We start from the raw sequence: 13,819 nt of genomic DNA, 5'->3' as shown, positions 1-13,819 counted from the left end.
CATCTACTTGTTTCGGACGAAGCTGGTAGACTCCGCCGCCATTATGATTCGACTTCAAAACCTGACTTTACAGCGTGGCCCGCAACGTCTGCTAGAAGACGCCGAGCTAATCCTGCACGCCGGCCAGAAAGCCGGCCTGATCGGTGCCAACGGCGCCGGCAAATCCAGCCTGTTTGCCTTGATGCGGGGTGAATTGACCCCCGACTCCGGCGACTGCCTGTTGCCGGCCGATTGGCGTATCGCCCACATGCGCCAAGAGATCGAAACCCTCGAGCGCATTGCCGTGGATTACGTCCTCGATGGCGACCTCCGCTTGCGCGAGGTCCAACGCGATCTGGCGGCAGCCGAGGCGGCCCACGATGGCGCTGCTCAGGCACGCCTGCACGCCGAGCTGGACAGTGCCGATGGTTACACCGCCGATGCACGCGCGCGCAAGCTGCTGGCCGGTCTGGGCTTCACCAACGAACAGATGGATCGTCAGGTCGGAGATTTCTCCGGTGGTTGGCGGATGCGTCTGAACCTGGCGCAGGCGCTGATGTGCCCGTCGGACTTGCTGCTGCTCGATGAACCGACCAACCACTTGGACCTCGACGCCATCCTTTGGCTCGAAGACTGGCTCAAGAGCTATCCCGGCACCATGCTGCTGATCTCCCACGACCGGGACTTCCTCGACGCCGTGGTCGATCAGATCGCCCACGTTGAACAGAAGAAAATCACGCTCTACCGTGGCGGCTACAGCGCCTTCGAACGCGCTCGCGCCGAGCGTATGGCCCAGCAGCAACAGGCCTACGACAAGCAGCAGGTGCAGCGTGCGCACATGGAGAAATTCATCGCGCGCTTCAAGGCGCAAGCGACCAAGGCCCGTCAGGCACAAAGCCGGATCAAGGCGTTGGAGCGCATGGAAGAACTGTCGGCGGCGCACGTCGATTCGCCGTTCGACTTTACCTTCCGTGAATCCGACAAGATCTCCAGCCCGCTGCTGGACATGTCCGACGCACGTTTGGGCTACGGCGAAAGGGCAGTGCTGGAAAAGGTCAAATTGCAGCTCACCCCCGGTGCGCGAATCGGTTTGCTCGGCCCTAACGGCGCAGGTAAGTCGACGCTGATCAAAAACCTGGCGGGCGAACTCGAGCCCTTGAGTGGCCGACTGGTGCGCGGCGAGAACCTGACCGTGGGTTACTTCGCACAGCATCAGCTGGACTCACTGGATTCCAAGGCCAGCCCGCTGTTGCACTTGCAGCGCATTGCGCCGACCGAGCGCGAGCAGTCCCTGCGCGACTTCCTCGGCGGCTTCGACTTCCGTGGCGCGCGTCTGGACGAGCCGGTGCTGAATTTCTCGGGAGGCGAGAAAGCGCGTCTGGCGCTGGCGTTGATCGCCTGGGAAAAGCCGAACCTGTTGCTGCTCGACGAACCGACTAACCACCTGGACCTTGAGATGCGCCTGGCACTGACCATGGCCCTTCAGGAGTTCAGTGGTGCGGTATTGGTGGTCTCTCACGATCGGCACTTGCTCAAGAGCACCACCGATGAATTCTTGCTGGTCGCTGACGGTGTGGTCAAAGAGTTCGACGGCGATCTGGAAGATTACGCGCGCTGGCTCGTGGACTATCGATTGCGCAACGCGCCAGTCAACAACACGCCGGTCAATCCGGACAAGACCGACAAGAAAGCCCAGCGCCAACAGGCGGCTGCCTTGCGTCAGCAACTGGCACCGCACAAGCGTCAGGCCGACAAGCTGGAGCATGAACTCGGTACGTTGCACGAGAAGCTGGCCAAAGTCGAAGCGGCGTTGGCTGATCCCGCCAACTACGATGCGGCGAACAAAGACAAGCTGCGTGACCTGCTGGCGGACCAGGCCAAGCTGAAGGTTCGCGAAGCCGAGCTGGAAGAAGCCTGGATGGAAGCGCTGGAGTTGCTGGAAAGCATGCAGGCCGAGCTGGAAGCGCTGTCCTGACTCGGGCGACCGGCCTGAAAAATGAATAGTCATTTTTCGGTGCCGGTATTAGCTTAAGGGCATTACCGTTTTGCCTCCGAGGTGTGTGATGTTGCTTGAAACGTGGCTGGCTTTTTTTGCCGCCTGCTGGGTGATCAGCCTGTCGCCGGGCGCGGGTGCCATTGCATCGATGTCCTGCGGTTTACAGTACGGTTTCTGGCGCGGTTATTGGAACGCGCTGGGTCTGCAATTGGCCCTGGTACTACAGATTGCTATCGTCGCTGCGGGTCTGGGCGCGGTGCTCGCCACCTCGGCAATGGCCTTCAACGCGATCAAATGGTTTGGCGTGCTCTATCTGGTCTACCTGGCCGTCAAGCAATGGCGCGCGCTGCCCAGCGTCATGAGCACGGATTCTGATGTGCGCCCGATTGGCCGACCGCTGACGCTGGTCATGCGCGGTTTTCTGGTGAACATCAGCAACCCCAAGGCGTTGGTGTTCATGCTGGCAATCCTGCCGCAGTTCGTCGACCCTCATCAGCCATTGTTGGCTCAGTACTTGATCATCTGCGCCACCATGGTCGCGGTCGACCTGACCGTCATGGCCGGTTATACCGGTTTGGCCTCGCGCGTTCTGCGCCTGCTGCGTACGCCAAAACAACAACGCCGGATGAACCGCACCTTCGCCGGTCTGTTCGTGGGCGCGGCGGCGTTCCTGGCGACGATTCATCGCGGGACGGCGTGAGCCCCATGCGCGTCTGGATCGATGCCGATGCCTGCCCGAAAGCGGCCAAGGATCAGGTCATCAAGTTCGCTTTGAAGCGTCAGTTCGACGTGTTGTTGGTGGCTGGTCAGAGTCAGACCAAGCCGAGTTACGCGTGTGTGAAATTGATCGTGGTGCCTAGCGGCCCGGACGCGGCGGATGATTACCTGGTCGAGCATGCGGTGCCCGGTGAGTTGGTGATTTGCAGCGACGTACCGCTGGCCGATCGGCTGGTGAAGAAAGGCGTCGCGGCGCTGGACCCGCGCGGTAAAGAGTTCGATCAACAGAACATGGGCGAGCGCTTGGCGGTGCGGAATCTGTTCACTGATCTGCGGGATCAGGGCCAGATGAGCGGCGGGCAGGGCGCTTATGGCGACCGCGAGAAACAGGCGTTCGCCAACTCGCTGGATCGAATCCTCACCCGCTTAGTCCGAGACTACCCACAAACCCTGTAGGAGCTGCCGAAGGCTGCGAAAAGGCCGGAACGACCTTCGCGGTGTAGATTGATCGCAGCCTTCGGCAGCTCCTACAGAAAAATCTGCGTCTGGCGAATGGATTAATTCGGTCTGTCAGGCATTACTCGTCGTTCACCTGAATCAACTCAATCACCCGATCCACCAGCTTGTTGATCCCGGCCGCCGCTTCGCTGATCGACTGGGCGATCATGTAGCCTGGCGTGCTGACCAGTTTGCGCGCTTCATCTTCGACGATCTCGCCCACTGCGCATTCCTTATGGGTGCCGCCCATCTTGCCGATGGCTTTTGCCGTTTCCGGATCGTTACCAACGGTGCAAGTCACGCCTGGTCCGTAGATTTTCGCCGCCAGGGCAGGGGATACGCAGATCAGCCCGACTGGCTTGCTTGATTCGGCAAACGCTTCGGCCAGGGCCAGCAGGTCAGGATTGACGCTGCACTTGGCGCCTTCGATGGCAAAGTTGGACAGGTTTTTCGCCGCGCCAAAGCCGCCGGGAATGATCAGCGCATCGAAATCGTCGGCATCGGCGTCACGGATGTCCTTGATTGCTCCACGGGCGATGCGTGCGGATTCAATCAGCACGTTGCGCGATTCGGGCATTTCTTCGCCCGTGAGGTGATTGATCACATGATGCTGGGCAATGTTCGGGGCGAAACACTGTACGTCGACGCCGCGCTGGTCCAGCCGTAGCAGGGTCAGAACGCTCTCGTGGATCTCAGCTCCATCCTGGACGCCGCAACCGGAAAGAATGACGGCTACTTTCTTTTGCATCGCGTTTGCTCCTGTTCGCCAACCGTTTTTTTGAAAAAAAGCGCCTGAAAAGTGTCCGACAAGAATGTCGTTAAATGTCCACTAATTTGTCACTCGCTGCCATAGGGTTTTGGCCGAACCGGGCCTAATCTTTGACTATTGCTCCCCAAACTGGCTGCCTCATGAATTTAATCCTGTACGCGGTGCCGTTCTTCTTTGTGCTGATCGCTGTCGAGCTGCTGGCGGATCGCTGGCGCAAGGTCAGCACCTATCGGTTGTCCGATGCGATCAACAGTATGAGCACCGGCGTGTTGTCCACCACCACCGGCCTGCTGACCAAGGGTGTCGGCCTGGTGACTTACGCCTTCGCCCTGGAACATCTGTCGATAGGAACACTGTCGGCTGACAGTGTATGGGTCTGGATTTTTGCTTTTGTGCTTTACGACCTTTGCTACTACTGGCTGCACCGCCTGGGGCATGAGCGCAACATTCTGTGGGCGGCGCACTCGGTGCATCACCAGAGCGAGGACTACAACCTGTCCACGGCTCTGCGCCAGACCAGCACCGGCTTCCTGCTCAGCTGGATTTTCTACCTGCCGATGGCGGTGCTCGGTGTGCCACTCGTGGTATTTGTGGTGGTTGCGTCGCTCAACCTGCTGTACCAATTCTGGGTGCACACACGGCACATTTCGAAACTGGGCTGGTATGAATGGATCTTCGTGACGCCGTCCAACCATCGAGCTCATCACGCGCAGAACGCTATTTACATGGATCGTAATTATGGTGGGGTGTTCATTCTTTGGGATCGGCTGTTCGGGTCGTTCCAGGAAGAGCTGGACAGTGATCCGGTGATCTTCGGTGTGACCACACCGCTGCAGAGCTGGAACCCGCTGTGGGCCAACCTGCAGTTCTATGCACAGTTGGCAGCAGACGCCCGACATGCGCAAAGCCGTTGGGACAAGCTGCGGATCTGGTTCATGCGCACAGGCTGGCGTCCGGCGGACGTCGCGGCGAAATACCCGATCGCCAAGCCGGACCTGGCTCAGTTCCGCAAATTCGACGTCCCGCTCAGCCTGTCTCAGCAGGTTTACATCACCCTGCAATTCGCCGCGCATGTCGCGCTGGGCAGCTATCTGATGAACATGGGCGACAGCCTGTCTACCTCGGCGCTGGTGCTGGGTTGGGTATGGATGGCGTTCGGTTTGTTCGTGCTGGGCGTCGCCATGGAAAACCGCGCGTGGGCGATCAGGCTGGAGTACGTGCGGATACTGCTGAACCTGCCGCTGATGGGGCTGGCGCAGTCGCTGGGACTGTGGGGCGTGGGTTCACTGGGTTGGGTGGCGGTGTTGACTTACGTGCTGCTGAGCGCAATGGGGCTGTATTGCGCTCGTGGTCATTTCACTCGTCTGGCCGACTCTTGACTTCGACGGTGGCCGCTTTGACGTGAGGGGAGTCCAGCTCTTCCCTGGCAACGCGCGCTGCCTTGATGCGCCGACGCAGCCACAGCACGCCACCGAGGATCAGCAACGCGCCGAGTACCCACAGTTCGTACTTCTTGACGTTGCCCAGCAGGCCTTCGAGCAAAGCACCGAAGTGATAAGCGGCGGCGCCCAAAGCAGCGGCCCATACCGCCGCGCCGAGACCGTTCAGCAGCAAGTAGCGTCCAGGCGGATAGCCCGACAAGCCAATCGCCACCGGCATCACGGTGCGCAGCCCGTACACGAAGCGGAAACTCAGGACCCAGATATCCGGGTGCTTGCGGATGTGTTCGAGGGCTTTATCGCCCATCAACTGCCAGCGCGGTTTGCGTGCCAGCAACTTGCGGCCGTGCTTGCGCCCCATGAAATACCAGAGCTGGTCGCCGGCGTAGCTTCCGAAGAAAGCCACCACCACCACCAGGTTGATATCCATGTAACCACGGAACGCAAGAAAGCCGGCGAGGACAAGGATCGTCTCACCTTCAAAAAAGGTTCCTAGAAAAAGGGCAAAGTAGCCAAATTCTTGTAGAAATTGTTGGAGCATTATCTGGATGCTGGCGAAATGAACGCGCAGCCTAACTCGCCAACGTCATTCAGGAAAGTGTCCATATGTGTCTCGACGTTAAGATTTCCTACATAGACAATGGATGCGTCCCACAGTCGCGGGGTTACCCGGAGTTGTCATACATTGTTCATAATGGCAGCTTATAACTGTCACGCTTGCCCGTCTGAGCGGGCTCAGGAGTTTTGTCGTGAGCTTTACCCCCGCTAGTCGTTCGTTTCCGTCCACTCGCCTGCGCCGTAATCGCCGCGACGACTTCTCCCGTCGTCTGGTCCGTGAAAACGTTCTGACTGTAGACGATTTGATACTTCCCGTTTTTGTTCTCGACGGCGAGAACCGTCGCGAAGCCGTGGCTTCGATGCCTGGCGTCGAGCGTCTGTCCATCGATCTGCTGCTGCAAGCCGCTGAAGAGTGGGTGGCGCTGGGCATTCCGGCACTGGCGCTGTTCCCGGTCACGCCTGCTGAAAAGAAATCCCTCGACGCCGCTGAAGCCTGGAACCCTGAAGGTATTGCCCAGCGCGCCACTCGCGCGTTGCGTGATCGTTTCCCGGAGCTGGGCGTCATTACCGATGTCGCCCTCGATCCGTTCACCACCCATGGTCAGGACGGCATCCTCGACGAAGACGGCTACGTGCAGAACGACATCACGGTCGATGCGCTGGTCAGGCAAGCGCTGTCCCACGCTGAAGCAGGTGCCCAGGTTGTAGCGCCTTCCGACATGATGGATGGCCGCATTCAGGCGATTCGTGAGGCTCTGGAAGTCGCCGGGTTCGTCAATGTGCGGATCATGGCGTATTCGGCCAAGTACGCCAGCGCGTATTACGGCCCGTTTCGCGATGCGGTGGGTTCAGCGCTGAACCTGGGCAAGGCGAACAAGGCGTCCTACCAAATGGACCCGGCCAACAGCAACGAGGCGCTGCACGAAGTGGCGGCGGACTTGTCTGAAGGCGCTGACATGGTCATGGTCAAGCCGGGCATGCCGTACCTGGACATTCTTTTCCGGGTCAAGGAAGAGTTCAAAGTGCCGACCTTTGTCTATCAGGTCAGCGGTGAATACGCGATGCACATGGCCGCAATTCAGAATGGCTGGCTGAGTGAGGGCGTGATTCTCGAATCCCTCACCGCTTTCAAACGCGCAGGTGCTGACGGCATCCTTACCTATTTCGCCGTCCGCGCTGCTCAACTGTTAAAAGGGCAGTAAGCCCGCACAGGAACACCCATGAATACGGAAGGACTCACCGAAGCAGCTGTTCAGATTGCCGTCGAGGACGCTCAACCCGTGGTTGAGCCGAGCATCGAAGTGGTGCCCGTCCCCGAGGCGCCGCCGGCTCCTGTGACACACCCTGTTGTCGCCAACCTGGACGACAGCGGCCTGTACATCCATCGCGAACTGTCGCAATTGCAGTTCAACATTCGTGTACTGGAACAGGCACTCGACGAGTCCTACCCGTTGCTGGAGCGGCTGAAGTTTCTGCTGATCTTTTCCAGCAACCTCGATGAGTTCTTCGAAATTCGTGTCGCCGGTCTGAAGAAACAGATCACCTTCGCTCGCGAACAGGCGGGCGCGGATGGTCTGCAACCGCACCAGGCGCTGGCGCGGATCAGCGAACTGGTTCATGGTCACGTCGATCGCCAATACGCGATCCTCAACGACATTCTGTTGCCGGAGCTGGAAAAGCATCAGGTCCGCTTCATTCGTCGTCGCTACTGGACGGCCAAGCTCAAGGCGTGGGTCCGTCGTTATTTCCGTGACGAGATCGCGCCGATCATCACCCCGATCGGCCTCGACCCGACACACCCGTTCCCGCTGTTGGTGAACAAGAGCCTGAACTTCATCGTTGAACTGGAAGGTATCGACGCCTTTGGTCGCGATTCTGGTCTGGCGATCATCCCGGCGCCGCGTCTGCTGCCGCGCGTGATCAAGGTGCCGGAAGAAGTCGGCGGCGCAGGGGACAACTACGTGTTCCTGTCGTCCATGATTCACGCCCACGCCGATGACTTGTTCCAGGGCATGAAGGTCAAGGGCTGCTACCAATTCCGCCTGACCCGAAACGCCGACCTTGCGCTCGATTCCGAAGACGTCGAAGACTTGGCCCGCGCCCTGCGTGGTGAGCTGTTCTCACGGCGTTACGGTGATGCGGTGCGTCTGGAAGTGGCCGATACCTGCCCGAAACACCTGTCCGACTACTTGCTTAAGCAATTCAGCCTGAGCGAGACCGAGCTGTACCAGGTCAACGGTCCGGTGAACCTCACGCGTCTGTTCAGCATCACCGGTCTGGACAGCCACCCGGAGCTGCAGTACACGCCGTTCACGCCAGCGATTCCGAAATTGCTGCAGAACAGCGAGAACATTTTCAACGTGATCAGCAAGCAGGACATTCTGCTGCTGCACCCATTCGAATCGTTTACGCCAGTGGTTGATTTGCTGCGTCAGGCGGCGAAAGACCCGCACGTGCTGGCCGTCCGTCAGACCCTGTACCGCAGCGGCGCCAACTCGGAAATCGTTGATGCGCTGGTCGATGCCGCGCGTAACGGTAAAGAAGTGACTGCGGTGATCGAATTGCGTGCGCGATTCGACGAAGAATCCAACCTGCAACTGGCCAGCCGCCTACAAGCGGCGGGTGCAGTGGTGATCTACGGGGTAGTCGGCTTCAAGACCCACGCCAAGATGATGCTGATCCTGCGTCGTGAAGCGGGCGAGATCGTGCGTTACGCGCACTTGGGCACCGGTAACTATCATGCCGGCAACGCTCGCCTGTATACCGACTACAGCCTGCTGACCTCCGACGATGCCTTGTGCGAAGACGTCGGCAAACTGTTCAGTCAGTTGATCGGCATGGGTAAGACGTTGCGCATGAAGAAGTTGCTGCACGCGCCGTTCACCCTGAAGAAAGGCATGCTCGACATGATCGCCCGCGAGATGCAGTTCGCGATCGAGGGCAAGCCGGCGCACATCATCGCCAAGTTCAACTCGCTGACCGATCCGAAGATTATCCGCGCGCTGTACAAGGCCAGCCAGTCCGGGGTTCGTATTGACCTGGTGGTGCGTGGCATGTGCTGCCTGCGACCGGGGATTGCCGGTGTTTCGCACAACATCCACGTGCGCTCGATCATCGGCCGCTTCCTGGAGCACACGCGGGTGTTCTACTTCCTTAATGGCGGCGAGGAACAGATGTTCCTGTCCAGCGCCGACTGGATGGAGCGCAACCTCGACAAGCGCGTCGAGACCTGCTTCCCGGTCGAGGGCAAAAAGTTGATTCTGCGGGTCAAGAAGGAGCTGGAAAGTTACCTGACGGACAACACCCACGCCTGGATCCTGCACTCGGACGGCCGCTACACGCGCAGCACGCCGACCGGCAACCAGAACCCGCGCAGCGCTCAGGCAACCCTGCTCGAGCGCCTGAGCAACCCGCTGCTCAGCGTACGCTGAGGACGATATTGACTCGGGTCAGCCACTCCGCTTCAAGCGCGAAGTCGGCCTGAGTCAGCTGGTTGTTTTCCAGCCAGCCATCCGGGAACAGCACGTCCAGGTTCTGGCCGTTGGCGTACAGCACCACTTGCGGCATCTCTTGGGTGCCGCGAATGTGGTGGAACAGAATCGCAAAGCGCAGCAACACGCACAGGCGAATCAGCTTGATGCCTTCACCGCCAAACTCGGCGAACTTGTCCTTGGGAATATTGCGCCGGTGGCCACGCACCAGCAGCGCCAGCATTTGCTGGTCTTCGCGGGAGAAACCGGCCAGGTCCGAGTGCTCGATCAGGTAAGCACCGTGCTTGTGGTACTGATAGTGAGCGATGTCCAGACCCACCTCGTGGACCTTCGCGCCCCAGCTCAGCAGCTCGCGATACAGATCGTCTTCCAGGTCCCAGGCCGCAGCGACCTGCTCAAGCGCGTGCAGGGCTTTTCGCTCGACACGGGCAGCTTGTTCCACGTCGACGTGGTAACGCTCCATCAGCGAGCTCAGAGTGCGTTCACGGACGTCTTCGTGATGATGGCGGCCCATCAGGTCATACAGCACGCCTTCGCGCAGCGCGCCTTCACAGTGGTCCATGCGGGCCAGCTCCAGCGAATCGAAGATCGCCTCGAGAATCGCCAGCCCGGCCGGGAAGATTGCCCGACGGTCAGGCTTGATGCCGTCAAAATCGATTTTCTCCACGTCACCCAGTTTGATCAGCTTGCGCTTGAGCCACGCCAGACCTTCGGCGTTGACCTCGCCGGAGCCGTGACCGCCTGCCTTGAGGGCCAGGCCAATGGCGCGAATGGTCCCGGACGAACCGATGGCTTCATCCCAGGTCAGGCGATGCAGCGCGTGCTCGATGCTCATGATTTCCAGGCGCGCAGCGGTATAGGCCTGGGCGTAACGAGCCGGAGTGATCTTGCCGTCTTTGAAGTAGCGTTGGGTGAAGCTGACGCAGCCCATCTGCAGGCTTTCGCGCAGCAGTGGTTCGAAGCGCTGGCCAATGATGAATTCGGTACTGCCGCCGCCGATGTCGGTCACCAGACGCTTGCCGGGGGTGTCGGCCAGTGTGTGGGAAACGCCAAGGTAGATCAGGCGCGCTTCTTCACGGCCGGAAATCACTTCCACCGGATGGCCGAGGATTTCTTCGGCACGGCGAATAAACTCGTTACGATTGCGTGCTTCACGCAGGGCGTTGGTGCCGACGATGCGTACCGCGCCAGGCTCCATACCATTGATCAGTTGGGCAAAGCGCTTGAGGCAGTCGAGCCCGCGCTGCATGGACTCTTCAGTCAGCTGGCGCTCTTCGGTGATCCCGGCCGCCAGCTGAACCTTCTCGCCGAGCCGCTCCAGAATGCGGATTTCGCCAAGATTGGCTTTGGCAACGACCATGTGGAAGCTGTTGGAGCCCAAGTCGATGGCGGCGATCAGGGACAGATTCTTGGCTGGGGATTGCGGCATGATCAAAGAGTCTCAGTCGATAACCTTGTCATCGTGCCACGAACCATCTCCGCCGCCAACGCGAAGCGTAAGGGATGGCCTTGATACCGCTGTAGGAGCGGGCTTGCCCGCGATGGCGGAATGCCTGATTCACTGCGTCAAGCGGATCGCGGTGGTGCGGCGATCCAACAAGCCCGCTCCTACAGGAATGTGTCAGCCCTCATCCCCCTCGTCGTCATCCCCGCCATCGATCTTCATGCCCAGTTCCTTGATCTTGCGGGTCAAAGTGTTGCGGCCCCAGCCCAGCAACACAGCGGCGTCGCGACGGCGGCCGGCGGTGTGTTTGAGGGCGGTTTCGATCATGATCCGTTCGAACGTCGGTACCGCGCTGTCCAGCAGGCTGGATTGACCGCGTGCCAGTGCCTGGTCGGCCCATTGACGCAGGGCTTGTTCCCAGTTGGTCACCGGCGCCGCGTCGTGCGGCAGGCTCAGCAGTTCAGGCGGAAGGTCGCTGATATGCACTTCACGACCGGACGCCATCACGGTGATCCAGCGGCAGGTGTTCTCCAGCTGACGCACGTTACCCGGCCATGGCAGGTGTTTGAGGTATTCCTCGGTTTCGGCTTTGAGCAGCTTCGGCTCGACCGCCAACTCCTGCGCAGCGCGAGCCAGGAAGTGCTTGGCCAGGGTCGGAATGTCTTCGCGACGGTCGGACATCCGTGGAATATGAATGCGGATCACGTTCAGACGGTGGAACAAGTCCTCACGGAATTTGCCGGCCTGAACCAGGGTTTCCAGATTCTGGTGAGTCGCAGCGATGATTCGCACGTCGACCTTGACCGGCGTATGCCCACCGACACGGTAGAACTCGCCGTCAGCCAATACCCGCAGCAGGCGCGTTTGGGTGTCGGCCGGCATGTCACCGATTTCGTCGAGGAACAACGTGCCGCCGTCGGCCTGTTCGAAACGCCCGCGCCGCAGGTTGGCCGCGCCGGTAAAGGCGCCTTTTTCATGGCCGAACAGCTCGGATTCCATCAAGTCCTTGGGAATCGCCGCCATGTTCAGCGCAATGAACGGCGAAGCCGCGCGCGGACTGTGGCGGTGCAGGGCGTGGGCGACCAATTCTTTACCGGTGCCCGACTCGCCGTTGATCAGCACGGTGATGTTGGAGTGGCTCAAGCGTCCGATGGCGCGAAACACTTCCTGCATCGCCGGCGCTTCGCCGATGATTTCCGGGGTGCGGGTCAGGGCCGGCGGGGCTTCCATCCCTTGCTGTTCTTGAGCGTGCAGGTTGGCACGCTTGACCAGCGAAACCGCCTCGTCGACATCGAACGGCTTGGGCAGGTATTCAAACGCACCGCCTTGATACGACGCCACGGCGCTGTCCAGGTCGGAGTGCGCGGTCATGATGATCACTGGCAGGCGCGGGTGTTGCTCGCGGATGCGCGCCAGCAAGTCCAGGCCACTGGTGCCGGGCATGCGGATGTCGGAGATGATCACGTCAGGCTGCTGGCGAGCCAGGCGGCTCATAACGCCATCGGCGCTGTCGAAGCTCTGGGTGGTCATGCCTTCTTGTTGCAAGGCTTTTTCCAGCACCCAGCGGATGGAACGGTCGTCATCGACGATCCAGACAGTTTCACTACGGCTCATGACGACGCTGCTCCTTGTTCCAGCGGCAAGAAGATCGAGAACGTGGTATGGCCGGGATGGCTGTCACACTCGATCAGCCCTTGGTGCTGACTAATGATGTTCTGGGTTATCGCAAGGCCAAGTCCGGTTCCGTCCGGGCGACCGCTGACCATGGGATAAAAGATGGTTTCTTGAAGATCGGCCGGGATGCCCGGGCCGTTGTCGATGATTTCGATCTTGCTCACCAGACGATGGCGAACATGACCGATGGTGAACTGACGCATGGCGCGGGTGCGCAGGCTGATCCGGCCCAGGCGCAATTCGTTCTGGCCGCTGATGGCTTGCATCGCGTTGCGCACGATATTGAGCACGGCCTGGATCATTTGCTCGCGGTCGATCAGCACATCGGGAATGCTTGGGTCGTAATCGCGCACCAGGGTAATGCAGCCTTGGCTTTCAGCTTCCACCAGGCTGCACACGCGTTCGAGCACTTCATGCACGTTGGTCATGGCCAGGATGGGCAGTTTGTTCGAGCCAAGCATGCGGTCGACCAGGTTACGCAGGCGGTCGGCCTCTTCGATGATGACGTTGGTGTAGTCCTTGAGGCTTTCCTCGGGCAGTTCACGTGCCAGCAGTTGAGCGGCGCCGCGAATCCCGCCAAGCGGGTTCTTGATCTCGTGGGCCAGACCGCGCACCAGCATCTTGGTGGTTTCCTGCTTGGACAGCTGGGCTTCTTCCTTGGTGATGCGCAGCAAGCGATCACGCGGATGAACCTCCAGCAGCAGCATGGTGTTGCCCTGGCTGAGGATCGGCGTTACGGCGTAATCGACGGTCAGTGTCTGCCCGGTCAGCGCCGTAAGCATGGCTTCGCGCTTGGTGAACGGATGCGCTTGCTCCACGGCCTGACGCAGGGAATTCAGCGCTTCGACGGATTCAGTGAACAGCTCGCTGATGAATTGCCCGTGACTGCGCTGGCCGCTGATCGCCAGCAGCATTTCGGCTGCCGGGTTCATGTATTCAAGGCGCAGGTCGGCATTGAGCAGAATGGTGGCAGTGGTCAGGTTGTCGAGTAACAGCCGGTGCAGCGCGTCACTGATAGTCATAAACGTAGTTGACCTCTTTTGGCACATTGCAACCCTGATCGGGACCTGGATCGCAGGTCCGGGGTGGTCTTTGCCAGCCTTGGCTAAGCCGCTGATACGGTGCAGATGGACTGAATCTGCAAAAACCAAACCAAGGCTCCGAAAAGAAGCGCTAAACCTGCAAAATCGGGCTTTTTTTGGACGAGACGCTACCTGATGTGGCGTTGCTCGAGATTTTTTGAACCAAAATGGG

General features: G+C 59.8%; 11 protein-coding genes. 6 read left to right on the top strand and 5 right to left on the bottom strand.

All coding sequences use genetic code 11. The features are described from left to right. The first annotated feature begins 43 nt into the window (after positions 1-43). The 3 genes from ACF0H7_RS30680 to ACF0H7_RS30670 all read left to right on the top strand — a co-directional run bounded on the left by ACF0H7_RS30680 (position 44) and on the right by ACF0H7_RS30670 (position 3,148). On the top strand, positions 44-1,954 hold the full coding sequence (locus ACF0H7_RS30680) for an ATP-binding cassette domain-containing protein (RefSeq protein WP_397450533.1): 1,911 nt from the start codon (positions 44-46) through the stop codon (positions 1,952-1,954). Positions 1,955-2,042: 88 nt separating this feature from the next. After that, positions 2,043-2,675 carry a LysE family transporter gene (locus ACF0H7_RS30675; RefSeq protein WP_397450532.1) on the top strand — a complete coding sequence of 211 codons (633 nt, stop codon included), beginning with the start codon at positions 2,043-2,045 and terminating at the stop codon, positions 2,673-2,675. 5 nt (positions 2,676-2,680) lie between these two features. Continuing rightward, positions 2,681-3,148 carry a YaiI/YqxD family protein gene (locus ACF0H7_RS30670; RefSeq protein ID WP_397450531.1) on the top strand — a complete coding sequence of 156 codons (468 nt, stop codon included), beginning with the start codon at positions 2,681-2,683 and terminating at the stop codon, positions 3,146-3,148. A gap of 121 nt (positions 3,149-3,269) precedes the next feature. Here the strand turns inward: ACF0H7_RS30670 and elbB are convergent, their stop codons facing one another. Further along, entirely contained in the window at positions 3,270-3,938 is a 669-nt protein-coding gene (gene elbB / locus ACF0H7_RS30665) for an isoprenoid biosynthesis glyoxalase ElbB (RefSeq protein ID WP_397450530.1), read from the bottom strand. A gap of 161 nt (positions 3,939-4,099) precedes the next feature. On the opposite strand from elbB, the gene ACF0H7_RS30660 reads away from it, so the two are divergent. Next, complete coding sequence (locus ACF0H7_RS30660; protein WP_397450529.1) at positions 4,100-5,338, top strand: sterol desaturase family protein; 1,239 nt, start codon at positions 4,100-4,102, stop codon at positions 5,336-5,338. Here the strand turns inward: ACF0H7_RS30660 and ACF0H7_RS30655 are convergent. Further along, positions 5,316-5,942, bottom strand: a complete 627-nt coding sequence (locus tag ACF0H7_RS30655; protein ID WP_397454077.1) for a DedA family protein — start codon at positions 5,940-5,942, stop codon at positions 5,316-5,318. The genes ACF0H7_RS30660 and ACF0H7_RS30655 overlap by 23 nt on opposite strands. 205 nt (positions 5,943-6,147) lie before the next feature. Here ACF0H7_RS30655 and hemB point away from each other — a divergent pair, with 205 nt between their 5' ends. Together hemB and ppk1 are read left to right on the top strand one after the other, a co-directional pair. Next, positions 6,148-7,158, top strand: coding sequence for a porphobilinogen synthase (hemB, locus tag ACF0H7_RS30650; RefSeq protein ID WP_397450528.1), 1,011 nt, complete (start codon positions 6,148-6,150; stop codon positions 7,156-7,158). 18 nt (positions 7,159-7,176) lie between these two features. Continuing rightward, on the top strand, positions 7,177-9,387 hold the full coding sequence (ppk1, locus tag ACF0H7_RS30645; RefSeq protein WP_397450527.1) for a polyphosphate kinase 1: 2,211 nt from the start codon (positions 7,177-7,179) through the stop codon (positions 9,385-9,387). Here the strand turns inward: ppk1 and ppx are convergent. The 3 genes from ppx to glnL form a co-directional block, all read right to left on the bottom strand. Further along, positions 9,374-10,876, bottom strand: coding sequence for an exopolyphosphatase (ppx, locus tag ACF0H7_RS30640; RefSeq protein WP_397450526.1), 1,503 nt, complete (start codon positions 10,874-10,876; stop codon positions 9,374-9,376). The two genes, ppk1 and ppx, sit on opposite strands and share 14 nt — an antisense overlap. A gap of 192 nt (positions 10,877-11,068) precedes the next feature. Next, entirely contained in the window at positions 11,069-12,505 is a 1,437-nt protein-coding gene (gene ntrC / locus ACF0H7_RS30635) for a nitrogen regulation protein NR(I) (RefSeq protein ID WP_397450525.1), read from the bottom strand. After that, the gene (glnL, locus tag ACF0H7_RS30630) at positions 12,502-13,587 is read right to left on the bottom strand and encodes a nitrogen regulation protein NR(II) (RefSeq protein WP_397450524.1); all 1,086 of its coding nucleotides are present in this window, start codon (positions 13,585-13,587) and stop codon (positions 12,502-12,504) included. The genes ntrC and glnL overlap by 4 nt, the downstream gene beginning before the upstream one ends. Positions 13,588-13,819: the final 232 nt, after the last annotated feature.

Source organism: Pseudomonas sp. NA-150 (genome assembly GCF_044336365.1).
GTDB lineage: Bacteria > Pseudomonadota > Gammaproteobacteria > Pseudomonadales > Pseudomonadaceae > Aquipseudomonas.
Note: the sequence above shows the minus strand (reverse complement) of the source record. Positions and strands in the feature narration are given on the sequence as shown.

Coding starts and splice junctions, on each gene's coding strand:
- ACF0H7_RS30680 (WP_397450533.1), top strand. CDS start 44: ATGATTCGACTTCAAAACCTGACTTTACAGCGTGGCCCGCAACGTCTG.
- ACF0H7_RS30675 (WP_397450532.1), top strand. CDS start 2,043: ATGTTGCTTGAAACGTGGCTGGCTTTTTTTGCCGCCTGCTGGGTGATC.
- ACF0H7_RS30670 (WP_397450531.1), top strand. CDS start 2,681: ATGCGCGTCTGGATCGATGCCGATGCCTGCCCGAAAGCGGCCAAGGAT.
- elbB (WP_397450530.1), bottom strand. CDS start 3,938: ATGCAAAAGAAAGTAGCCGTCATTCTTTCCGGTTGCGGCGTCCAGGAT.
- ACF0H7_RS30660 (WP_397450529.1), top strand. CDS start 4,100: ATGAATTTAATCCTGTACGCGGTGCCGTTCTTCTTTGTGCTGATCGCT.
- ppk1 (WP_397450527.1), top strand. CDS start 7,177: ATGAATACGGAAGGACTCACCGAAGCAGCTGTTCAGATTGCCGTCGAG.
- ppx (WP_397450526.1), bottom strand. CDS start 10,876: ATGCCGCAATCCCCAGCCAAGAATCTGTCCCTGATCGCCGCCATCGAC.
- ntrC (WP_397450525.1), bottom strand. CDS start 12,505: ATGAGCCGTAGTGAAACTGTCTGGATCGTCGATGACGACCGTTCCATC.
- glnL (WP_397450524.1), bottom strand. CDS start 13,587: ATGACTATCAGTGACGCGCTGCACCGGCTGTTACTCGACAACCTGACC.